General features: G+C 67.8%; 21 protein-coding genes. 7 read left to right on the forward strand and 14 right to left on the reverse strand.

All coding sequences use genetic code 11. The features are described from left to right. Positions 1-259: 259 nt before the first annotated feature. From xoxF to QTH97_RS00970, 5 genes are all read left to right on the forward strand, one after another. Positions 260-2020, forward strand: a complete 1761-nt coding sequence (xoxF, locus tag QTH97_RS00950) for a PQQ-dependent ethylene glycol dehydrogenase XoxF (protein WP_444813378.1) — start codon at positions 260-262, stop codon at positions 2018-2020. 88 nt (positions 2021-2108) lie between these two features. Beyond that, positions 2109-2504: a c-type cytochrome gene (locus tag QTH97_RS00955; protein ID WP_286566103.1), complete on the forward strand. Its 396-nt coding sequence runs from the start codon at positions 2109-2111 to the stop codon at positions 2502-2504. Further along, positions 2501-3370, forward strand: a complete 870-nt coding sequence (locus QTH97_RS00960) for a substrate-binding domain-containing protein (RefSeq protein WP_286566104.1) — start codon at positions 2501-2503, stop codon at positions 3368-3370. Before QTH97_RS00955 ends, QTH97_RS00960 begins: the two co-directional genes overlap by 4 nt. Positions 3371-3385: 15 nt before the next feature. Continuing rightward, positions 3386-4066 (forward strand): hypothetical protein, encoded by a 681-nt coding sequence (locus QTH97_RS00965; RefSeq protein WP_286566105.1) that lies wholly within the window; start codon positions 3386-3388, stop codon positions 4064-4066. Between the two features lie 10 nt (positions 4067-4076). Continuing rightward, positions 4077-4448 (forward strand): hypothetical protein, encoded by a 372-nt coding sequence (locus QTH97_RS00970; protein WP_286566106.1) that lies wholly within the window; start codon positions 4077-4079, stop codon positions 4446-4448. Positions 4449-4451: 3 nt separating this feature from the next. On the opposite strand, the gene QTH97_RS00975 is transcribed toward QTH97_RS00970, so the two are convergent. The 7 genes from QTH97_RS00975 to pqqA all read right to left on the reverse strand — a co-directional run bounded on the left by QTH97_RS00975 (position 4452) and on the right by pqqA (position 10494). Next, the gene (locus QTH97_RS00975) at positions 4452-6755 is read right to left on the reverse strand and encodes a xanthine dehydrogenase family protein molybdopterin-binding subunit (protein WP_286566107.1); all 2304 of its coding nucleotides are present in this window, start codon (positions 6753-6755) and stop codon (positions 4452-4454) included. A 1-nt stretch (position 6756) separates the two neighbouring features. Beyond that, a complete protein-coding gene (locus QTH97_RS00980) occupies positions 6757-7215 on the reverse strand; it encodes a (2Fe-2S)-binding protein (protein WP_286566108.1) in 459 nt (152 codons plus the stop codon). Between the two features lie 60 nt (positions 7216-7275). Next, on the reverse strand, positions 7276-8433 hold the full coding sequence (gene pqqE, locus QTH97_RS00985) for a pyrroloquinoline quinone biosynthesis protein PqqE (protein ID WP_286566109.1): 1158 nt from the start codon (positions 8431-8433) through the stop codon (positions 7276-7278). After that, positions 8424-8699: a pyrroloquinoline quinone biosynthesis peptide chaperone PqqD gene (gene pqqD / locus QTH97_RS00990; protein ID WP_286566110.1), complete on the reverse strand. Its 276-nt coding sequence runs from the start codon at positions 8697-8699 to the stop codon at positions 8424-8426. The genes pqqE and pqqD overlap by 10 nt, the downstream gene beginning before the upstream one ends. After that, positions 8696-9412 carry a pyrroloquinoline-quinone synthase PqqC gene (pqqC, locus tag QTH97_RS00995; protein WP_286566111.1) on the reverse strand — a complete coding sequence of 239 codons (717 nt, stop codon included), beginning with the start codon at positions 9410-9412 and terminating at the stop codon, positions 8696-8698. The genes pqqD and pqqC overlap by 4 nt, the downstream gene beginning before the upstream one ends. Then, positions 9409-10329 (reverse strand): pyrroloquinoline quinone biosynthesis protein PqqB, encoded by a 921-nt coding sequence (gene pqqB, locus QTH97_RS01000; protein WP_286566112.1) that lies wholly within the window; start codon positions 10327-10329, stop codon positions 9409-9411. Before pqqB ends, pqqC begins: the two co-directional genes overlap by 4 nt. A 90-nt stretch (positions 10330-10419) precedes the next feature. Beyond that, a complete protein-coding gene (gene pqqA, locus QTH97_RS01005; protein ID WP_286567061.1) occupies positions 10420-10494 on the reverse strand; it encodes a pyrroloquinoline quinone precursor peptide PqqA in 75 nt (24 codons plus the stop codon). 205 nt (positions 10495-10699) lie between these two features. On the opposite strand from pqqA, the gene QTH97_RS01010 reads away from it, so the two are divergent. Both QTH97_RS01010 and QTH97_RS01015 read left to right on the forward strand, forming a co-directional pair. Then, positions 10700-12061: an ATP-binding protein gene (locus tag QTH97_RS01010; protein ID WP_286566114.1), complete on the forward strand. Its 1362-nt coding sequence runs from the start codon at positions 10700-10702 to the stop codon at positions 12059-12061. Then, complete coding sequence (locus QTH97_RS01015; protein WP_286566115.1) at positions 12058-12687, forward strand: response regulator; 630 nt, start codon at positions 12058-12060, stop codon at positions 12685-12687. Before QTH97_RS01010 ends, QTH97_RS01015 begins: the two co-directional genes overlap by 4 nt. Before the next feature lie 128 nt (positions 12688-12815). Here the strand turns inward: QTH97_RS01015 and QTH97_RS01020 are convergent, their stop codons facing one another. The 7 genes from QTH97_RS01020 to QTH97_RS01050 all read right to left on the reverse strand — a co-directional run bounded on the left by QTH97_RS01020 (position 12816) and on the right by QTH97_RS01050 (position 21276). Then, entirely contained in the window at positions 12816-13505 is a 690-nt protein-coding gene (locus QTH97_RS01020; RefSeq protein ID WP_286566116.1) for an HAD family hydrolase, read from the reverse strand. Position 13506: 1 nt separating this feature from the next. Beyond that, positions 13507-15408: a chorismate-binding protein gene (locus QTH97_RS01025; protein ID WP_286566117.1), complete on the reverse strand. Its 1902-nt coding sequence runs from the start codon at positions 15406-15408 to the stop codon at positions 13507-13509. A gap of 18 nt (positions 15409-15426) precedes the next feature. Further along, the gene (locus tag QTH97_RS01030) at positions 15427-16242 is read right to left on the reverse strand and encodes a formylmethanofuran dehydrogenase subunit C (protein WP_286566118.1); all 816 of its coding nucleotides are present in this window, start codon (positions 16240-16242) and stop codon (positions 15427-15429) included. Then, entirely contained in the window at positions 16239-17162 is a 924-nt protein-coding gene (gene fhcD, locus QTH97_RS01035; protein ID WP_286566119.1) for a formylmethanofuran--tetrahydromethanopterin N-formyltransferase, read from the reverse strand. Before fhcD ends, QTH97_RS01030 begins: the two co-directional genes overlap by 4 nt. Beyond that, positions 17159-18850: a formylmethanofuran dehydrogenase subunit A gene (locus QTH97_RS01040; RefSeq protein WP_286566120.1), complete on the reverse strand. Its 1692-nt coding sequence runs from the start codon at positions 18848-18850 to the stop codon at positions 17159-17161. The genes fhcD and QTH97_RS01040 overlap by 4 nt, the downstream gene beginning before the upstream one ends. Further along, on the reverse strand, positions 18847-20154 hold the full coding sequence (locus QTH97_RS01045; protein ID WP_286566121.1) for a molybdopterin-binding domain-containing protein: 1308 nt from the start codon (positions 20152-20154) through the stop codon (positions 18847-18849). Before QTH97_RS01045 ends, QTH97_RS01040 begins: the two co-directional genes overlap by 4 nt. Before the next feature lie 417 nt (positions 20155-20571). Beyond that, on the reverse strand, positions 20572-21276 hold the full coding sequence (locus QTH97_RS01050; RefSeq protein ID WP_286566122.1) for a HisA/HisF-related TIM barrel protein: 705 nt from the start codon (positions 21274-21276) through the stop codon (positions 20572-20574). Between the last annotated feature and the right edge of the window lie 24 nt (positions 21277-21300).

The raw sequence follows: 21300 nt of genomic DNA on the forward strand, positions 1-21300 counted from the left end.
CCCCTTAACGCAATACCGAAACCGGAGCACTCCAAGACGCGTTGGAAGTGTTGCCGCGACTCGCGATTTCAGGGTGTTCGAGCAGGCGCGCATCTTGCATTTAGTGCATTTGCCGGCTTCATTGCGTTGCGCGGCAGTCGCCCTTTCGGCGGGTCCGTGCGGGCGGCCTCTGATGAATCAGAACAAGGAGACTTCGATGCGAATTTCCGGGCATTTTCACGGGCGCCTCTGGCGTTATTCGGCTGCGGCGCTCCTCGCGATGCCAGCGTTGGCATTGGCCAATGCCGACGTCGAGAAGAATATCGCCAACTCGAAGAATTGGGCGATGCAGGCTGGGGACATGTACAACCAGCGCTACAGCAAGCTCAAGCAGATCAACACCGGCAACGTCGGCAAGATGCAGGTCGCGTGGACCTTCTCCACCGGCGTGCTGCGTGGGCATGAGGGCTCGCCGCTGGTCATCGACGGCAAGATGTACCTGCACTCGCCGTTCCCCAACAAGGTCTTCGCGCTCGATCTCGACACGCAGAAGATCCTGTGGAAGTACGAGCCCAAGCAGGACCCGGCGGTGATCCCGCAGATGTGCTGCGACACGGTGTACCGCGGCCTCGCGTATGCCGAGGGCAAGGTCTTCCTGCAGCAGGCTGACAGCAACCTCGTCGCGCTCGATGCCAAGACCGGCAAGGTCGTCTGGACCGTGAAGAACGGGGACCCGAAGCTGGGCGCCGTCAACACCAATGCGCCGCACGTCTTCAAGGACAAGGTCATCACCGGCATCAGCGGCGGCGAGTGGGGCGTGCGCGGCTTCCTCGCGGCCTACGACATCAACACCGGCAAGCCGGTCTGGAAGGCCTTCAGCACCGGGCCGGACGAAGAAATGCTGATGGACCCGGAAAAGACGATGACCTGGACCGACGGCAAGATGGCCCCCGTCGGCAAGGACTCTTCCCTGAAGACTTGGAAGGGTGACCAGTGGAAGCTCGGCGGCGGCACCACCTGGGGCTGGTACAGCTACGACAAGAACCTGAACCTGCTCTACTACGGCACGGGCAACCCGTCGACCTGGAACCCGTCGCAACGCCCCGGCGACAACAAGTGGTCCATGACCATCTTCGCGCGCGACGTCGACACCGGCATGGCCAAGTGGGCCTACCAGATGACCCCCTTCGACGAGTGGGACTTCGACGGCATCAACGAGATGATCCTGGCCGACATCGACGTCAAGGGCAAGCCCACCAAGGCGCTCGTGCATTTCGACCGCAACGGCTTCGGCTACACGCTGGACCGCGTGACCGGCGCGCTGCTGGTCGCCGAGAAGTACGACCCCAAGGTGAACTGGGCCACGAACGTCGACATGAAGACCGGCCGTCCGCAAGTAGTGTCGAAGTACTCCACCGCGCAGAACGGACCCGACGTCAACAGCAAGGGCATCTGCCCGGCAGCTCTGGGCTCCAAGGACCAGCAGCCGGCGTCCTTCGATCCGGAGACCAAGCTCTTCTACGTGCCGACCAACCACGTCTGCATGGACTATGAGCCGTTCAAGGTCGAATACACCGCCGGCCAACCCTACGTAGGCGCCACGCTCTCCATGTACCCGGCACCGGGCAGCCATGGCGGCATGGGCAACTACATCACCTGGAACGCCGGCACCGGCAAGATCGTGCAGAGCCATCCCGAGAAGTTCTCGGTCTGGAGCGGCGCGCTCAACACGGCGGGTGGCCTGTCCTGCTACGGCACGCTCGAGGGCTACATGAAGTGCGTGGACAAGAAGAACATCAACAAGGAACTCTTCAAGTTCAAGACGCCCTCCGGCATCATCGGCAACGTGTTCACCTACGAGCACAAGGGCAAGCAGTACATCGGCGTGTTCTCGGGCATCGGCGGCTGGGCTGGCATCGGCATGGCGGCGGGTCTCGAAAAGGACCAGGATGGCCTGGGCGCCGTGGGCGGCTACAAAGAGCTCAACCAGTACACCGAACTCGGGGGCTCCCTGACCGTGTTCGCGCTGCCGGGCAACTGAGCTTGAGGCCTCTGGCCAGATCCGGAGATGGCAGCCCAGCCAGGGGCTGCCATCTCTTCATGCTGACGACAACAAGGATCTCGACATCATGCGTTTGAGGAATGCCCTGCTCACCGCCGGCGCGCTGTTGTGCATTGCCAGTGCGGTTCATTCGGACGACAAGCCCCTCTACAAGGTGGTGGATGGCTACAAGGTAGACGGCGAGACGATCAAGGGCTTCCGGGCCTGGCGCGCCGCCGCCTGCGACCGCTGCCATGGCGCCAACCAGGAAGGACTGGTCGGCCCGTCGCTGATCGTCAGCATGAAGACACTCTCGAAGGAGGACTTCATCAAGACCGTCTCCAACGGCCGGCTGGACAAGGGCATGCAGAGCTTCGGCAACAGCCCGATGGTCATGGACAACATCAACCAGCTCTACGCCTATCTGAAGGGCCGCTCCGACGGCGCCATCACGCGCGCGAAGGTCGAAGAAATCTCCAAATGACGCACGCCGGCCTTCATCGATGCATGCTCGCGGCAGCCGGCATCGCGCTGGCCACGCTGGCACCCGGCGCGGCCGCCCAGGACCCGCCTGCCAAGCGCACCGCGCTGCGCGTCTGCCAGGACCCGAACAACCTGCCGTTCTCGAACGTCAAGGGCGAAGGGATCGAGAACAAGATCGCGGAAGTGTTCGGCAAATCGCTGGGCCTGCCGGTGGTCTACTACTCCTTCCCGCAGCGCCTGGCCTTCATCCGCAACACGCTGAGGTTCAAGCTGCCGGGCCAGGACTACCCGTGCGACATCGTGATCGGCGTGCCCGCGGGCTACGACCAGGTGTCGGTCACCAAGCCGTACTACCGCTCGACCTACGCGCTGGTCTTCGCGAAGGGCAAGGGCCTGGACAAGGTGACTTCCGGCGAGGACTTCCTGAAGCTCGATCCGGCCCAGCTGGCCAAGCTGCGCATCGGCATCTACGACCGTTCGCCCGCATCGGCATGGCTCGGCAAGCACAACCTCGTCGAGCAGGGCGTGCCCTACCAGGTCATGAACGCCGACCCGGCACAGTACCCCGGCGAGATCATCGAAAAAGACCTCGCGGCCGGCAAGATCGACGTCGCCATCGTCTGGGGCCCGATCGCCGGCTACTACGCGCAGCGCGTCAAGACGCCGGCGCTGGCGGTGGTGCCGCTGAAATCGGAGCCGGGCGTGCAGTTCGACTACCAGATCGCCATGGGCGTGCGCTACGGCGAGCGCGAATGGAAGCAGCAGGTCGAAGGCCTGATCGAATCCAACCGACCGCAGATCGAGGCGATCCTGAAGGAGTACGGCGTGCCCCTCGTCGACGCCTCGTACGCGGCCCCGAAGCAATAGCGCTCCCTGCTCCCGATGAAAGCCATCCCCATCCTCAGGCTGGCCCTCGCGCTGATCTGGTGGATGTCCTGGCCGGCCGTCGCGGCGACCGACTTCTCGGTCGCCGAGCGGGCGCTCTTCATGGACAACCATCTGGCGAAACTGCGGCCTCCGACCACGCTGCAGTACGCCTTTCACAAGACCGGCACGCTGGAAGAGCCCTTCGACGACACGGTGAAGCTGATCCTGACGGCGCAACCCGACGGCAAGTGCTGCGCCGTTCGCGCCGATTTCTTCAGCGGCGCGCGCGCCATGACCCAGCCCGAGATCGAAAGCGCCGAAGGCAACCCGGCCATCCTCTACTTCCTCGAACGTGACATCCGCGAGATGCAGCGCCTCACGAAAGGCCAGGCCAATTACTTCCGCAAGCGCATCCGCATGGCGGTGTACCAGGGCGCCACGGTGCGAAGCGTCACCCTGCCCTATCGCGGCCGGCCAGTCGCGGTACGGGAGATCAGCATCTCGCCCTATCTCGACGATCCGAATCGTGGGCGCTTCGAGAAGATGGCCAACAAGACCTACGTCTTCCTGCTGTCGGACGCAGTCCCGGGCGGCCTCTATGGCATCCGCACCCGAATCGAAGGAGAATCCGCCGCCTCGGCACCGTTGATGGCCGAGGAGATGCTTCTCGACGGCGCCGGCGGGCGCCAACCCTGACGGACCTCCCATGCAACGATCGCCCCTCTCGACCTTCCTCCTGTCGGGCCTGTGCGCCCTGCCGATGGCCGCAAGCCCGGCCCAGGCGAACGACTTCCCGACGGCGGACCGCGTGCTCTACGTGCAGGAATGCATGCGCGCGCACCCCGGTCCGCAGTTCGAGATGATCAACAAGTGCTCGTGCGCGCTCGACGCGCTGGCCACCAGCGTGAAGTACAAGGACTACGTCACGATGAGCACCATCACCAAGGCCATGTCCATCGGCGGCGAGCGCGGCGGCGCGATTCGCGACGTGCCTTCGCTGGAGCCGCAGGCCAAGCGCTACCGCGAGCTCCAGGCCAAGGCCGAGAAGGGGTGCTTCATCACCCCCGAGGGCAAGTAGTCATCAGGCGCGCAACTGGTCCTTGATCGGCAGGTTGCGGATGCGCTTGCCCGTGGCCGCAAAGATCGCGTTGGCCAGCGCCGGCGCGATCGGCGGCACGCCGGGTTCGCCCGCGCCGCCGAGCGGCGCGTCGTAGTCGCCCGGTATGAGGTGCACCATGATCACCTTCGGCGCCGCGTTCATTCGCAGCACCTCGAACTGGTGGAAGTTGTCCTGCTGCACCCGGCCATCCTTGAACGAGATCTCGCCGGACAGCGCGTTGCCGATGCCCATCGCACACGCGCCTTCCATCTGCGAGCGCACCCGCTCCGGGTTGACGATGGCGCCGCAGTCGATCGCGATGTCCACGCGCGGGATGGTCAGCTCGCCCTTGCCATCCACCGCGACCTCGACCACCGCCGCGACGTAGGTCGTGAAGCTGTAGTGCGCCGCGATGCCCAGGCCGCGCCCCTTGCCCATCGGCCGGCCCCAGTTGGCCTCCTTGGCCGCCGTCGTGGTGACACGGCGCAGCCGCCCGATATCCACCTGGTAGACCGCGGGATCCTCGCCGTGGTTCCAGGTGTCGTTGATGTCGCGCGGGTCGATCCTGCGCGGCGGGCCGAGCAGTTCGAGCAGGAAATCCTTCGGATCGCGTTTCGCCGCGTGTGCCATCTCGTCGACGAAGGACTGGATGGCGAAGGCGTGCGGAATGTTCGAGACCGCGCGATACCAGCCGACGCGCGTGTGCGCCGCGGCCTCCGGGTTCTCCACCCGCAGGTTCGGGATCGCGAAGGGCACATTGGTCAGGCCCATGCCCAGCTCGATCGGCGACTCGGTCTTCGGGTCCGCCACGAACAGCGCCATCAAGGTCGGCCCCACGCTGCGGTGCAGCCATGCGACGGGCTTGCCCTTTGCATCCAGCCCGGCTTCGAGATGCTCGACCGAGACCGTGTGATAGAACGAATGATGAAGGTCGTCCTCTCGCGTCCACACCACCTTCACCGGCTTGCCGCCGGTCTCGCGCGCGAGCAGCGCCGCTTCGGTCGCGTAGTCGCCCTTGCTCTTGCGGCCGAAGCCGCCACCGAGCAATGTGACGTTGACCGTCACCTTGTCAGGCGTCATGTCCAGCCGCTTGGCGACGTCGGTGCGCACCGCCTGCGGGCTCTGGAAGGGGCCCCACAATTCGCAGCGCCCGTCCTTGATGCGCGCGGTCGCGGTCGGCGGCTCCATCGGCGCCTGCGTCAGGTGCGGCATGTAGTACTGCGCCTTCACCACCTTGGCCGCTGATTTCATCGCGGCATCGAAGTCGCCCGCGTTGCGGATCACCTTGCCCGGCTTGGCGGCGGCGGCTTCCATCTCGGCGCGGTAGCTGTCCGAGGAATAGCTGCCGTTCGGGCCGCCATCCCAGTCGAGCTTGAGCGCCTTGCGTCCGTTCATCGCCGCCCAGGTGTTCGTGGCGATCACGGCGACCCCTGGCAGCGGCTGGTAGGCGGCCGGCACCGGCGATCCCTTGATCTCGACCACCTTCACCACGCCCGGGACCTTCATCGCCTCGGCGGCATCGAAGCCGCGCAGGGTTCCGCCGTAGGCCGGGCTGCGCGCCACGACGGCGTAGAGCATGTCGGGCATCACCACGTCGATGCCGTAGATGGCCCGGCCGGTCGTCATGTCGAAACCGTCGATGATCGGTAGCGTGCCCTTGCCGATGTAGCGGAACTCGGCCGGCTTCTTCAGGCGCAGATCGGCGCCGGCGGGCACGGGCAAGGCCGCGGCATCGCGCGCCACCGCGCCGAAGTCGAGCGTGCGTCCGGTCGGGCGGTGCAGGAGCTGGCCGTTCCTCGCGCTCACCTCGGCCGCCGGCACGCCCCAGCGCGCCGCAGCCGCGGATTCGAGCATCTGGCGCGCGGAGGCGCCGCAGCGGCGCATCGGCATGAAGAAATGGCGCGTCGTGCGCGACCCGTCGGTATCCTGGTTGCCGTAGCGCACCTCGTCGCCGGGCGCCTGCGCGACACGCACTTTCGACCAGTCCGCCTCCATCTCGTCGGCGACGATCATCGGCACGCCGGTGCGCACGCCCTGCCCCATCTCGGCCCGGTGGCAGGTGATCGTGACGATGCCGTCGTCGGCGATCGAAACGAACACCAGCGGGTTCTCGACCACGCCGTTGGGCATGCCGTAGGCGCCGAACTTCTTGGGCGCATCCTGTGCCTCGGCAGGCTCGGGCCAGCCGAGCGCGAGCACGAATCCGCCTGCGGCACCGCCGAGCAGGCTGCGGCGAGAGAGCTTGCCGACTTGCAGCCGCGGCGTGGCTTGAAGGGTGTTTTCCATGTCACGCTCCCTTCATCGTGGAGGCCTGCTTGATCGCGGCCTTGATGCGCGTGTAGGTGCCGCATCGACAGATGTTGCCCGACATGGCGGCCTCGATCTCGGCATCGGTCGGCCGCGGACTGTTCTTGAGCAGCGCGGCCGCCTGCATGAGCTGGCCCGACTGGCAGTAGCCGCATTGCGGCACGCCCTGTTCGCGCCAGGCGACCTGAAGCGGGTGCTGCCCATTGGCATCCAGCCCCTCGATGGTGGTGACGCGTTTGCCGACCACCGCGCTCATCGGCGTGCTGCAGGCGCGTACCGGGTTGCCGTCCAGATGGACGGTGCAGGCGCCGCACAGCGCCATGCCGCATCCGAACTTGGTTCCCGTCATCTGCAGCTCGTCGCGCAGATACCAGAGCAGGGGCATCGAGGCGTCGCCGTCGAAGTTGCGCGACGCGCCATTCACAGTCAGTGAAGCCATGGCGTTGTCTCCATCGTGGTCAGCGCAATCTATTCCTCGCGCCACGCCATGACAAGCACTTTAGGATTCGACGACCACCCCGCCGAGCCGCCGCGAATTCTCCGGCGCGCGGAACACCAGGGGATGCTCCACCGCATGCGCCGGCGACAGGCTGCCCGCGCGCTCGACGGCCTCTTTCACCAGGTGGTGGTGCGGGCTCTTCACGCAGGCCGGGTCGGCGACGGCCGGGTCGTTGGCCAGCATGTAGGCCTGGCAGCGGCACCCGCCCAGGTCCTGCTCGCGGAATTCGCAACTCGCGCACGGCTCCTTCATCCAGCCGGTGCCGCGGTAGCGGTTGAAGCCCTCGGAATCGAACCAGATCTCGCGCAGGCCCTGGTCGCGAACGTTCGGAAAGCTCAGGCCTGGCAGCATCTTCGCGGTGTGGCACGGCAAGGCCGTGCCGTCGGGCGTCACGTTGAGGAAGGTGCTGCCCCAGCCGTTGACGCAGCGCTTGGGCGTGCCTTCGTGGTAGTCGGGCGCGACGAAGAAGATGCGCATGCGCTCGCCCATCCGCGCTCGCCAGGCGTCGGTCGTGCGCTCGGCCTGCTGCAGTTGGGCATGCGTCGGCAGCAGGTAGTCGCGGTTCAGGAAGGCCCACGAGTAGTACTGCGTGTTCGCGAGCTCCAGGTACTCGGCACCGAGCTCGGCCGCCATGCCGATGATGCGGTCGATGTGGTCGATGTTCATGCGGTGGATCACCACGTTCATCACCATCGGCCAGCCCTGGTCCTTGATGATCTTCGCGACCCGGCTTTTCAGCTCGAAGGTCTTGGTGTGCGAAAGGAAGTCGTTCATCTCCTTCGTGGAATCCTGGAAGGACAACTGGACGTGGTCGAGCCCGGCGGCCTTCAATGCCGCAGCGCGCGCCGCCGTCAGGCCGACGCCGGAGGTCAGCAGGTTGGTGTAGTAGCCCAGCCGATGCGCTTCGGCGGTGATCGCCTCCAGGTCGTCGCGCACCAGCGGTTCGCCGCCGGACAGGCCGAGTTGCACGGCGCCCAGTTCGCGGCCTTGCCGCAGCACCCGCAGCCAGTCCTCCGTCGAGAGTTCCGCTTCCTGCCGCGCGAAGTCGATCGGGTTGTAGCAAAACACGCAGTGCAGCGGACAGCGGTAGGTCAGCTCCGCCAGCAGCCAGAGTGGAGGCCCGGGAGACCCCGGCGATGGGTGTTGCATCAGTCCCATGCCAGCCACCGCTGCTTGCCGGCCATCTCGACGAAGGCCAGCACATCGTCACCCAGCCCCTGGGTCGAAAACGCCTGTTCCAGCTCGCCGACGATGGCCGCGACGCTGCGCTCTCCGTCGCAGCGCTTCAGGATCTCGCCGCCACTCTGGTTGAGCTTGACCATTCCCTCCGGGTAGAGCAGCACATGGCAGTTCTGCGCGGGCTCCCACTGCAGGCGGAAGCCGGTGCCGACGCGTGGCCGCGTCGAGATGCTCGCCGGCGTCATGGCGTCACCCCGTACTTGAGCGCCATCGCATCGCTCATCGCCCACAGGATGTCGAGCTTGAACTGCAGCACCTCCAGCGCCCGCTCCTGCAAGGGCCGCGTCGTGAAATGCCCGAGCGTGATCGCCAACCCCTGCTCCACGTCGCGGCGCGCCTGGCTCACCCGGTTGCGGAAGTACGCCATGCCTTCCGGCTCGATCCACGGGTAGTGCTCGGGCCAGTTCGCCAGCCGCTGCTTGTGGATCTCGGGCGCGAAGAGTTCGGTCAGCGACGAGCAGACCGCCTCCTGCCACGGCGCGCGCCGAGCGAAGTTCACGTAGGCATCGACCGCGAAGCGCATTGCCGGCGCGACGTGGCGCAGGTCGAGCACTTCCTCGCGCGTGAGGCCCACGGCCGTCGCGAGACGCAGCCAGGCTTCGATGCCGCCTTCATCGCGCACGCCATTCAGCTCGAAGCCGTCGTGGTCGAGGATGCGTTGCACCCAGCCTCGCCGGACCTCCTGGTCGGGGCAGTTGGACAGCACCGCGGCGTCCTTGATCGGGATCGCGATCTGGTAGTAGAAGCGATTGGCCACCCAGCCGCGCACCTGCTCCTGCGTGGCACGGCCGCTGTTGAGCATGAGGTTGAACGGGTGGTGGATGTGATAGGCGCGGCCGCGCTCGCGCAGCTGCGCCTCGAATTCATCCCTCGTCCAGGCCTGGATGGTCTCAGTCATACGTCGATCTGCATGTCGTCCTCGCAGACCTCGATGCCGGCGCGCGTCAGCGTCGCACGCTCATCTGAGTCTTCGTCGAGGATCGGATTGGTGTTGTTGACATGGATGAGCATGCGCCGCGTGCGTTGCGGCAGCTTGGCCATCCACTCGATCATTCCGCCAGGGCCCGACTGCGGCAGGTGCCCGATATCGCGGGCCGTCTTGGCGCCAAGGCCGAGGCGCGGCATCTCGTCATCGGTCCAGAACGTGCCGTCGACCATGACGCAGTCGGCGAGCGCCATGGCATCGAACACCTCCGGCGTGATCCGGCCGAGCCCGGGCGCATAGAACACCCGCCTGCCGCTGCGGCCGTCCGAAATGAGCATGCCGATGTTGTCGCCGTCGACTGGCCGATCCCGGTGCGGAGAGTAAGGCGCCGCCTTGCTCGACAGCGGCAACGCGCGAAAGCCCAGGTCCGCGACGCCTGCCACGGCAAACGTGCTGCCGTCCAGCGCGATGCGATGCCGGTCCACCCCGCAGTAGTGGCCGAGAACACGCAGCACCGGGTTCCCCTGGCTCAGATCCTCTTCGACCGGGTCGGTGCACCACAAGGGCAGCGGGCCCTTGCGCTCGCGCAGCATGAAGAGCCCTGTCGCGTGATCGACCTGGCCATCCATCAGCACGACGCCCGCAATGGCCGAATCGCGCAGGGCGCGCGCCGGTTGCAGCGCAGCCTTGCTGCGGATCTGTTCGAGGATGTCGGGGGATGCATTGAACAGCACGCCGTCCACGCCGCCGTCAGGCTGCACGAAGATGGACGACTGCGTCCGTGCCTTGGCTTTCAACGTGCCCGCGCGCAGGCCCGCGCAGTTGCGGCAATTGCAGTTCCACTGCGGAAAGCCTCCGCCGGCAGCCGAACCGAGGACGGTGATGCGCATCGGCGGGGATGGAGGGCGCCCCACCGGGTGCAGACAAGCCGGCACACCGAAGGCCATGCCCCCGGAGTGCCGGACCTGCCGCAACCGGCGTCAGCGGGCAGCCACGTACATCGTGATTTCGAAGCCGAGGCGCACGTCAGTCGCGGTCGGGGTTTCCCATTTCATAAAGGTCTCCTTTGAAATGACACGGACACCGTATGGTGCCGCGGGGATCCAACGATCCCTTGATGCATGGTCCCCCTGCGCGCGCGATCCGCACAGCCCGCGAATCATGATTCAGGGCTCATGATTTTCATGAATCGAGGCCCACGCCGCGCCTGCCGACCCGCTACCATGGCCCGCGTCCGTTCCAACCCGGGCCTCCTCCACCATGAGCCTTCGGCTGAAGATCAACCTCATCGTCGTTTCGCTGACCTTCTTCTTCGCTGCGACCGTGCTGGCGCTGGAGTTGCGCAGCATGCGCGAGTCCGTGCATGAGGAAGTGGTGGCCGCCAACCGTGTCGCCGCGCTGTTGCTGCAGGGCACCGCCCTGCGCTACGCGGCGCAAGGCACGCCCGCGATGCTGGCCTTCCTGCAGAGCATCGGGCGGGTCCGCTCCAACGACCTGACGCTGTTCGATTCGGAAGGACGCGAGCTGTACCGTTCCCCCCCGCCCACCTACAAGGCTGGCCGTGACGCGCCGGACTGGTTCAGCGCGCTCATCACACCGACCCCCTCGGTGCAGGCCATCGAGTTCCCCGACGGCAAGCTGGTCGTGCGGGCGAACGCCTCGCGCGCTGAAGTCGATGCCTGGGACTATGTGGTGACGCTCGCCGCCGGTGCGCTCGGGTTCCTGCTCGTGGTCAACGCGATGGTGTTCTGGCTGGTGGGCCGCGCGGTGCGGCCCTTCGGCCGGATCGTCCAGGCGCTGAACCAGCTCCAGGCCGGGCAGTTCAACGTCGCGCTGCCGCCGCTGGCAGGCACCGAGGCGGCAGCCATCGGAGCGGCCTTCAACCGCATGGTGGGCGAGCTGCAAGGCCATATCGAGACCGAGCGCCGCGCGGTACGCGCCGAGATGCAGCTCTCCGACAGCCGCGATCTTGCCCAGTGGATCGACAAGCACATCGAAGCCGAGCGCCGCATGATCGCTCGCGAACTGCACGACGAACTCGGCCAGTCGGTGACGGCGATGCGCAGCATGGCGCTGTCGATCGCCACGCGCGTGCACTCCTTCGACCCGCAGGCCGAACAGGCGGCGCGCCTGATCGCCGACGAATCCTCGCGCCTGTACGACGCGATGCACGGCATCATCCCGCGCCTGACCCCCCTGGTGCTGGACAACTTCGGCCTGGCCGAGGCGCTGAACGATCTGGTCGAGCGCACGCAACGCACCCATGCCGACGTTCAGATCGCGCTGAAGGTCAACCTGGCCGACGCGGAGCCGGGCGCCGACGCCTCGCTCGCCCTGTACCGCGCAGCACAGGAAGGGCTTACCAATGCGCTGCGCCACGGCCAGGCCCGCCACTTGCAGCTCACCCTCCAGAGCCACGCCGGCGAACTGGCGCTGGAACTCGTCGACGACGGCAGCGGCATGCCGCCCGCGGACCCGCAGCGCAGCGGCCACTACGGACTGCGCTGGCTCGCCGAGCGGGTGGAGGCGTTGGGCGGCACCCTGGAGATCGGGAGCGCATCGCCCCATGGCGTGCGGCTGCGCGTGCGCGTGCCCCTTCCGGCCACCGAGGGCGTCGCATGATCCGCGTGCTGCTGGTCGACGACCACGCCCTGGTGCGGGTGGGCTTTCGCATGCTGCTGGCCGACGCCGAGGTCGAAGTGGTGGCGGAGGCCGAAAGCGGCGAGCAAGCCTGCATCGACTATCCGCGCGTCAAGCCGGACGTCGTGGTCATGGACATCTCGATGCCCGGCATCGGTGGGCTGGAAGCGGTCCGTCGCCTGCTGGCGCAAGACCCGAAGGCGCGCGTGCTGGCCCTGTCGGCCCATGAAGACACGGCCCATCCAAGGCGCGTGCTGCGAGCCGGAGCGCTCGGCTACCTGACCAAGCGCAGCGCGCCCGATGCGCTGATCGCCGCGGTCACGGCGGTGGCGCGCGGCGAGCGCTATGTCGATGCACGCACGGCACAGGCCCTGGCGCTGACGCAGCTCGAAGGCGATACCAGTCCGGCCGATGCGCTGAGCGAGCGCGAGTTCTCGGTCTTCATCCAGCTCGCGCGCGGCCAGACCGTGGCGCAGATCGCCGAGACCCTGAACCTGTCGCCGAGCACGGTGGGCACGCACCTGTATCACGTCAAGCAGAAGCTCGGTGCGAGCAACCAGTCGGAATTGACGCTGGTTGCGCTGCGCTGGGGCCTGATTCAAGCCTAGGGATGGGCTCTCCCCCCAGGCTCGCGCACTTCGTGTCACTCTCCACCCCCTTCCGGGGGCAATCCCTGTGGTCCGGCGAAGCCGGTTCCACGGGATTCCTGGCGACCGCAAGGAGCGTAGCGGCGGCGTCAGGCGGGGTACAGGATGGGCCATCCCGATCGCAGCGCGTGTGCGTGCAGTCGCTCGTCCGGGCAGACCACGACAGGGTGCGAGACGGCGCTGAGCAAGGGCAGGTCGCCCATGGCGTCGGAGTAGAACCATGACTGCTCGAACTCGGCCAGGCTGCGGCCTGATCCTTGGAGCCGCGACGCCAGCCAGGCATTGACGCGCGTCACCTTGTGCTGCCGATAGCAGGGCTCGCCATCGATCTCGCCGGTGAACGGGGCGCCCGCCAAGCCGTCCACGGTCGCGGGGCGCGTGGCCAGCAAGTGGTCGATGCCGAACAGGCGCGCGATCGGCTCGGAGATCAGTTCCGTCGTCGCAGTGACGATGGCGCACAGGTCACCGCTCTCCTGATGACGCTTGACCAGCGCCAGGCTCCATGCCGGCATGCGGGGCGCCATCTCCGCTTCGAAGTCGTGCTGCCATTGCGCCAGCGTCGCCCGCGAATACGGCAGCAGCGGCCGCATGTTGGTGCGGTGCATGGCATGGATGTCGAGCGTGCCCGCGATGTACTCATGGCAGTAGGCCAGGTAGCGCGGCTCGGCTTCGGCCGGCAGGATGCCCCGGCCGATCAGGAACTGCGTCCAGGCCATGCCGCTGTCGAACGGGATCAGCGTGAGGTCCAGATCGAACAGCGCGAGCCTGCCGGAGCCCATGTCACTCGACCTGTTCGTGCACGGGGTGCAACAGCCGCGCCGGCAACGCGCCGCGCAGCGCATTGCAGACGACGATCGCCTCGGCGCGCTGAAGATCGTCCCATCCGAGACTGCGCTCGACGGCTCCCCACGCGGGATCTTCGAGCAGGCAGCCGCGCATCACACCGGGCAGCGCGCCATCGGCCAGTGGCGGCGTGGCCCATCGGCCGTCGAGCTTCAGGAACACCGACGTGCGGCCGCCTTCGACCAGGCGGCCATCGGCCGTGAAGAACAGGCTGTCGAAGGCGCCGGCACGCTCGGCCGCGCGCACGCCCTCGTCGTACACCTGCCGCAGCGTGGTCTTGTGGGCGGCCAACGGGTTGACATCGGGCAGGCGCTCGTCGGCCACGCGCAGCGCGACCGAGTCGCCCTCCAGGGGCGCGAGGGGCGCGTGCTGGAGTTTCAGGCTCCCGTCGTGGGCCAGCGCCAGCCGCACGCGCCAGCGCATCCCGGGAGCCAATGCCCGGTCGAGCGCCGCCACGGCGTCCAGCGCCGAGGCATGGTCGAAGCGGAAGCCCAGCGTGCGGGCGCTGCGCGCCATCCGCGCCAGATGCCGATCGAGGTGGCGAAGCACGGGCCGGCCACCCTGCTGCGCCGGCGCCGGTGTCGCGAGCATCGTCTCGAACAGTTCGAAGCCCGGGTCCAGGCCGGTCAGGAAGCGTGCCTTCAGGTGGCTCTCCCTGAATTCGTCGCCGGCATGGCTGTCCGCCACGATGCCGGCGCCGATGCCCAGGCGGGCGGGCCGCAGGCCTCGCGCTTCGTGCCCGAGCGTGAGGGTGCGGATCGCCACCGACAGGCAGAAGTCACCCACCCGTGCCGTGCCCCCGGGCGCATCCATCCAGCCGATGGCGCCGCAATAGAGGCCGCGGGGCGTGGTCTCCAGGCCGGAGATCAACTGCATCGTGTGGTGCTTGGGCGCCCCGGTGATCGAACCGCAGGGGAACACCGCGCGCAGCACGTCGGGGAACCCGACCTCCGGCTTCAGGCGGGCCTGCACGGTGGAGGTCATCTGGAACAGCGTGTTGTAGGGCTCGATCGCGAACAGGTCCGCCACCTTCACGCTGCCGATCTGCGCCAGGCGGCCCAGGTCGTTGCGCAGCAGGTCGACGATCATCACGTTCTCGGCGCGGTTCTTGACGTCGATCGACAGCAGTCGCGCGGTCTCGCTGTCGCCTTCCACGCCTTGCGCGCGGGAGGCCGTGCCTTTCATGGGCCGGGCGGTGAGCAAGCCATCCTCATGGCGCACGAAAAGCTCTGGCGAGCAGGACAGCACATGCGTCACCGCATCCACGGAGCCGCACCGTGCGGGCAAGGCGATCAGCGCGCCATACGAAACCGGCTGGCGCTCGCGCAGCCGCCGGTACAGCGCCACCGGCGATCCGTAGGCCTGCCCCAGCAAACGGAAGGTGTAGTTGACCTGGTAGGTCTCGCCGGCAGCGATGGCCTCGTGAATCCGTGCAATCGCTTCGGAGAATGCCGGCTCGTCCACGCTGGTCGCCAACTCCATCACGCCGGCCGCGGGCACCGGCCCCGGATCGAGCCCCGCAAGCCAGTCACCCGCCTCGGCCGCCGAGAGTCGCGAAAGGTCGCGGAACATCAGCAGACGCAGGGCCGATGCGTCATCGGGCGCGAGCCGCTCGTGGCCCGCCTTCAGGAGCTTGGCGCCCCATTCGTAGTCGATCAGCAGGACGGCATGCAGCCCCTCGCGCAGGTCGGCTTCCACCGGTGCCCACATCGCATCGAGTCCCGCCGGGTCGGTGCAGTGGTGCTCGCGCACGAATCCCCGGTACAGGCGGCTGGTCGGCCGCTCGCGGGTCGCGGCGCAGTCGTCGAGCAACGCGAAGCTATGGGCGGTCAGGTTCATCAGGATGCGGCTCGGTTGCTAACGCGCAATGATAATTTCGCCCCTGCCGTCCACGGCCAGATCCCCCAGGTGACGTTCGATGCGCCGGGTGCCCAGCGTCGCGAAAGGTCCGCCATGTCGCGCCAGATCGCGCGCCAACAGTTGCCAGAACACATCAGCCGCAGCCAGCGCCGGAACAAAGGTCGCTGCAACATCCAACGCCGCAGGCCCGGTGGCAAACACCACGCTCCCGCGCCGCATGCCCCACCCCGCATGCGCTCCGGCGCGCCCGCCGACCGCGATGGTGCCGGCCACCAGGCGCGACGCCAGGAAGTCGCCGGCATCGCCGTGCACGATCGCGCTGCCGCGCCGCATCCGATCGCCGAAGCGCGCGCCCGCATTGCCCTTGACGACGAAAGTGCCGCCGCGCATGCCGTCCATGCTGCCCGGCAGGGTGCTGGCCGCGAAATCGTCCACGTCGCCTTGCACGGTGAAGCTCCCGCCTGCCATCTCGCAGGCCGCCAGCAGACCGGCGCGGCCATCGACGAGCAACTCGCCGGCGCTCATGCAGCCCCCGGCATGGTGGCCGACATTGCCGTGGACATGGATGCGGCCTCCCGCCAACTGCCAGCCCACCCGATCGAAGCGCGACAGGTCGCCGTCGAAAATGAGCGCATCGCTGTCGTGCGGCGCCAGCTTGAAGAACTCGGCCAGCGGGGCCCATGCATTGCCGTAGCCCACGGGCCAGCGCTCGACCTCGGCGAGCGCCAGATCCGCCAACGCCGCCGGCGTCACGCCGCGCAGGTCCACCCGGAGCGCAGGCGATGCCTTGAGCGTCAATTGCCAGCCACTCATGAGCCCCCCTCCCCCAGCAGCTTGCGCAGATGGAAGTGGAAAGGGCCGAGCTTGCCGCCGTAGTTGCCCGCCGAAATGCGCAGCAGCCCACAGGCCGCACCGCAAGCGATGCCGGCCTGCATGCCCGCGCGCATCGCGGCGCCGACATCGGCTTCGGTCAGGCCGTCGATCACGATCTCCATGACGCAGCGTGTTCGGGGCGTCAACTCGCTGTGGGCGACCAGGCCGTAGAGGCTCGGACAGAAGGCGTCGTTGGTCGATGCGTTCAGCGCCGCGTACTTGCTGCCCACCTTGGAGCCGGAACGCACCACCCCGCCGGGAAAGGGCAGGATCACGTTGGGCAGCGCCCTCATTGCGCTGACCGCGGCCTCGGAAACGGCCAGCGCACTGTCGGCGTCGCTGCACAGCAGCAGCAGGTTGCCGCCGCCCACGCCCTTCACCACGGCGGTACTCTCCTGCGCGACGAACTCGCCGTCCATCACCGGCACCCGCCAATATCGGATGCCGCCGATCACCTTGGAAACCTGCCAGCCATCTCCGAAGAAGCGCAGGTTCTGTCCCAGTGCGATCGGCTCCCCTTCGGCGATGCCGGCATACACGGCCGTCGTCGGGCAGGTCAGCACGCATTGGCCGACGCGCCGCTCCACCTGCTTGGCCAGTTCCTTGCCCGACATCGAGAAGATCAGCACGCTCAGGCCGGGGCGTCCATCGGGCGTCTCGTCGGCGCCAAGCTCGCGTTCGATGCCGGCCTCGCAACCGCAGGCGATCACCGAAGTCGCAAAGCCGGTCGCCGACACCGCCGCATGGCGCGCCCAGGTGGCGTTGTGCGCGGTGATCACGATGCGCGTGGCCTTCATCGGGAAGGCCTCGGCAAAGCCGTCGTCGATCTGCACGCCGTTCCGGACCAACGGATCGCTCATGACTCGCCCTTGAAACACGCCGCCGGCAGCAGGCGCCCGCCGTTGCAGCAGCTGCACAGCTCATCGTGGCCGATGGCGATGCGGTCGAAGTTCACCGAGCCGCGGGCCGCAAGGTGCTTGCGCAAGGTCTTCTCGATGCCGCGGTCGTATTCCGGCTCGACGAAGTGCGTCCCGCCTGTTGGCACAGCTGCAATGCGCCCTCCTCGCGCCACCAGCGCGCCGTCCTTGAAGACGAATTCGGGCGTGGAGAACATGGCCTCGCGGTCGGCCTGCTCGCGGTACACCGCAATGTCCGCCGCAGCACCCTGGCCCAAGTGGCCCCGGTCGCTCAGGCCCAGCAGCCGTGCGGGCGCAGCGCGCGTCATGATCGCGATCTCCCGCAGGCTCAGCTCGCGCGTGATCGAGCGCAGCGCGCAATTCGCCGATACGTCGGGGTGCAGCTTCGCCAGTTGCTCCTCGCGAAAGCTGCGGTCCATCAGCAGGCGGATCAGGTGCGGGTAGCTGGTGAACGGTCCGCCGTTGGGGTGGTCGGTGGTCAGCACCACACGCCACGGGTCCGTGACGAGCAGGAAGATCTCCAGGCCGATGACCCACTGCAAGGCATTCACATAGCTCTGCTCGCGGTACCTGAACGGAACGACGCCGCAACCGGCCTCGCACTCGATGTCGCTTCCGGCCCACTTGCGCGGACTGGCGAGCCCGGATTGGGCATGCTGGCGCATCGTGTCGCCCGAGGCGGTGACCGTCTGGCCGAACATGATCTGTCCGACATCGACGCTGATGTTCGGATTGGCATTGACGGCTTCGGCAAGCTGCAGCGCCGCCGACGAGAACTTCTTCGACCCCTCGGTGCCATAGGCGTGGAACTGCACGTGCGTCAGGTGCGCAGGCAATCCTTCCAGGGCGTCGATGGTCTGCAGCGTCGATTCGATGTTGCCGGCCACGCCCAGGTTGCTGCCATGGATGTGCAGCGGATGCGGCACGCCGAGTTCGCGCAGGGCCCGGGCCAGCGTATGCACCACCTGCCGCGGCGTCACCTGCCAGTGGACATGGCGCTCGTCGACATCGAGCTTGCGCTGGTTGAACTTGAAGGCCGAAATGCCGGCGGGATTGACCACCTTGACGCCCATCGCCTTGGTGGCATGAATCGTCCAGCCCATGTAGTCGCGCAGGGTCTCGAAGTTGTGGCCGCCCTCGCCGCCCTTGGAGAGCAGTTCGAGAAACAACTCGTCGTTGCCGAGCATCACGTAGGCGCCGTGGTCGAGGATCGGCGTATCGCCCATTTCCATGTGCGCGTGGCGGGCGTTGCTCGCGACCATGGCCGGCTCGAAGGCCGCGGTGTAGCCCATCTCCACGTAGCGGTAGCCCGTGGCCAGCGTGCCGGGCGCACAACCGCCGCACGAAGCCAGTTCGAGCGGATTGGCCGGGAGCCCGATCGGATTGCCGTTGGCGCGGTGCAGCTCGGGCATCAGCAGTCGCGCGAGGTTGACCTTGCCGCCGCCGATGTGCGTGTGCATGTCGATGCCGCCCGCCATCACGACGCAGCCGCTCGCGTCGATCTCGACGTCGGCCGGATGGTTCGGGTCGAGCGCTGCGATGCGGCCGTCCTGCACGCACAGGTCCCGCACGGTATCGCTGGGCTGCGTCGGATCGACGATGCGACCGCCGCGAAGGCGCATGCTGCTCATGGGACGGCCGCCTTGGCGCGTGACGCCGACACGCCCTGCGCGATGCTGCCGAGCACGTCGGCCAGCGACGGCAAGTTGTCGCGATAGACCGGGACCAGCGGTAGGACCGTGCCGCCGTCGGCTCGGAAGAGGTGACCGGCCGAACCGATCCCCGGTGTCGACACCGGAATGAACACGCTCCCTGCACGCGCCGCCGACGACGCCAGCTCGGGATGCCCCAGCAGAACGAGCGGCACAGGCGACTCGGGCGGCCCACACGTGGGGTCGAAGCTCGAGATCCACAGCAGGCCATCCACGGCTGCATCGGCCAGAAGGCGCGAGGCGTCGAAACACAGCGGTTCATGCTCCAGCCCGGCGGGGCCGGCACGGGAGCGCAACGGCAAGCCCGAGAGCCAGGTGAAGACCTCGTTGACCGTGCCCGCGCCGTCGCCGCCACCCAGCCACAATGCGCCGGCGCGTGTGGTGGCGTTGAGCGTACCGACGATGCGGTGGACGCCTTCGATGATCAAGGCGCCTTGTGCCGGCAGCCGGCTCGTCTGGCCGACGATCACCGCGTAGCGCGCGGCGCGCAAGCGCTCGACCAGCGAAGCGAGCGGTGAAGGCACGTCGCGCGCGGCGCGCTTCGCCAGCAGCGCCGAAAGCAACGCCACCGTAGAGAACAAGTCGCCGTGCAGCGGGACCACCTCGGTCGAGATGCCCCGGTGGCGGGCCAGCACCGCCAGGCCGGCCTGCGCGGCGATCGTGTCGCCGAGCACCACCACGTGTCGCTGCGCGACCAGGCCATCCTCCTCCAACCCGCAACGTGGAAGGAACTCGGCAGCCTCGCCGCAGGGCAGTTCGCCCAGGCAGACGATGAGGTCGGCGCGGGTGCGCACCTCGGCCAGCGTGGTGGTGAAGCCGCCCCGATCCTGCAGCGATCGCACCGCCTGCATCAGCGCGGCGCCGCCCGCGGCATCGCAGATCGCGCCGGTTTTGCAGGCCAGGCGGTACACGGCGCGGGCGCCCGCCACGTCGGTGCCCAGCCCGCCGAACAGCGGCTGCCGGCACGCGGCCAGGATACGGGCCGCGACGGCGACTGCATCCGCCAGATCAGCGGGACGCCCGTCGATCAGCGGCGCGGCCGTCGAGGGCGTGCCCGAAAAGTGTGCGAGGCCGATGCGCGCACTGGCGCAGTCCCCGTCGGCCAGTTCCAGCGACGCGCCGGACGCGCTGACCCGGACGCTCAGGTCGTCGCAAAGCAACGCGCAAAAAGGACAGGTCCAGCGCGCCGCAGCGCCTTCCGTCGCCAGCAGGGATTCGTTCATCGCGCAGCTTCACGCAAGCGATATGCCCACCGGGTGTCACAGGCGCGCTCGCGCACGCGCCAAGGGCACGCCTTCAGAAGTGAAACACTGTGTGGCGCCCCCGTGTTGCAGTTCTGGCCCGGGCGCCCCTCTCGGTTTCCTGCCACGCCAACGCGAAACCCGCACGCATGACCCCAACCAACCCCCATCCCGGAAATACCGCGTAACCGGCTACGGCGGGCCGCAGGTGTTGCCCCCGGCAGGGGGTGGGCGGCTACACGAAGTGAGCAAGCCTGGGGCCGAGCCTAGGTAAGACCGCAGAACCGGCTACGTCGGGCCGCAGGTATTGCCCCCGGCAGAGGGTGGGCGGCCACGCGCTTCTCTTGGCACGAAACGTGATGCGGGTAAACCCATGATGCGAACCACCATCGGCTTTTGTCAGCCGCGCACCCGGGGCAGTCCGCCGTCGTGCAGCGCGCTGGCCACCAGCCAGGCGCCGGCCCCTGCGTCGCTGGCGGCGTCCAGATCGCCTTGGTTGCGGATGCCCCCGGCACCGACGAAGAAGGTCGCAGGCGATCGGCGACGCACGTCGGCCAGGGTCTCCAGGTCGGGACCGGCGCCCGCGCCGACGCGTTCGAGCGTCATGACGATCACGCGCCGAGGCCACAGGGCGGGCGCGTCCCAGCAGCCTGCGGCGTCCAGGTGCTGGCCATCGCGGCGGTCCAGCGACAGCACGCCGTCGCTGTTGCTGCCGCCGAAGCAGCGCTCGAGCGCCTCTCTCGACGCCAGCGACTCGCTGCCGAAGACCGGGACGACCTGCCGTGCCGCGGCGCCCAGCGCCAGCAAGAGCGCATCGGCCGAGCCTGCGTTCGCAAATCCGGCGTCGAGCCACAGCTCCAGGCCCGGCATGGCTTGCAGCAGCGTGCGCAAGACTTCGGTCTGGCCGGAGCGGCCCAGCAAGGCGTCAAGGTCGGCCACGTACAACTGCCGCGTGGCGCAGTGGTCGCAGAGGATCTTCGCCACCGTCACCGGGTCGCTGCCGTGGCAGAGCCGCGACTCGATGGGCCGGTAGGCCTGGCGGTTGCCGCGCACGGCGCGCACCACCTGGCCCTGCATGAGGTCGATGACGGGAATGAGGTTCATGTCGAGCGAACGAAGCGGTTGACG

It is taken from the genome of Variovorax gracilis (assembly GCF_030317115.1).
Classification (GTDB): Bacteria; Pseudomonadota; Gammaproteobacteria; order Burkholderiales; family Burkholderiaceae_C; genus Variovorax; species Variovorax gracilis.

Coding starts and splice junctions, on each gene's coding strand:
- fhcD (WP_286566119.1), bottom strand. CDS start 17,162: ATGAGCGATCCGTTGGTCCGGAACGGCGTGCAGATCGACGACGGCTTT.
- QTH97_RS00965 (WP_286566105.1), top strand. CDS start 3,386: ATGAAAGCCATCCCCATCCTCAGGCTGGCCCTCGCGCTGATCTGGTGG.
- QTH97_RS00980 (WP_286566108.1), bottom strand. CDS start 7,215: ATGGCTTCACTGACTGTGAATGGCGCGTCGCGCAACTTCGACGGCGAC.
- pqqB (WP_286566112.1), bottom strand. CDS start 10,329: ATGCGCATCACCGTCCTCGGTTCGGCTGCCGGCGGAGGCTTTCCGCAG.
- QTH97_RS01015 (WP_286566115.1), top strand. CDS start 12,058: ATGATCCGCGTGCTGCTGGTCGACGACCACGCCCTGGTGCGGGTGGGC.
- QTH97_RS00970 (WP_286566106.1), top strand. CDS start 4,077: ATGCAACGATCGCCCCTCTCGACCTTCCTCCTGTCGGGCCTGTGCGCC.
- pqqD (WP_286566110.1), bottom strand. CDS start 8,699: ATGACGCCGGCGAGCATCTCGACGCGGCCACGCGTCGGCACCGGCTTC.
- QTH97_RS01040 (WP_286566120.1), bottom strand. CDS start 18,850: ATGAGCAGCATGCGCCTTCGCGGCGGTCGCATCGTCGATCCGACGCAG.
- QTH97_RS01010 (WP_286566114.1), top strand. CDS start 10,700: ATGAGCCTTCGGCTGAAGATCAACCTCATCGTCGTTTCGCTGACCTTC.
- QTH97_RS01050 (WP_286566122.1), bottom strand. CDS start 21,276: ATGAACCTCATTCCCGTCATCGACCTCATGCAGGGCCAGGTGGTGCGC.
- QTH97_RS00975 (WP_286566107.1), bottom strand. CDS start 6,755: ATGGAAAACACCCTTCAAGCCACGCCGCGGCTGCAAGTCGGCAAGCTC.
- xoxF (WP_444813378.1), top strand. CDS start 260: ATGCCAGCGTTGGCATTGGCCAATGCCGACGTCGAGAAGAATATCGCC.
- QTH97_RS01025 (WP_286566117.1), bottom strand. CDS start 15,408: ATGAACCTGACCGCCCATAGCTTCGCGTTGCTCGACGACTGCGCCGCG.
- pqqC (WP_286566111.1), bottom strand. CDS start 9,412: ATGACTGAGACCATCCAGGCCTGGACGAGGGATGAATTCGAGGCGCAG.
- QTH97_RS01020 (WP_286566116.1), bottom strand. CDS start 13,505: ATGGGCTCCGGCAGGCTCGCGCTGTTCGATCTGGACCTCACGCTGATC.
- QTH97_RS00960 (WP_286566104.1), top strand. CDS start 2,501: ATGACGCACGCCGGCCTTCATCGATGCATGCTCGCGGCAGCCGGCATC.
- pqqE (WP_286566109.1), bottom strand. CDS start 8,433: ATGGGACTGATGCAACACCCATCGCCGGGGTCTCCCGGGCCTCCACTC.
- QTH97_RS01030 (WP_286566118.1), bottom strand. CDS start 16,242: ATGAGTGGCTGGCAATTGACGCTCAAGGCATCGCCTGCGCTCCGGGTG.
- QTH97_RS01045 (WP_286566121.1), bottom strand. CDS start 20,154: ATGAACGAATCCCTGCTGGCGACGGAAGGCGCTGCGGCGCGCTGGACC.
- QTH97_RS00955 (WP_286566103.1), top strand. CDS start 2,109: ATGCGTTTGAGGAATGCCCTGCTCACCGCCGGCGCGCTGTTGTGCATT.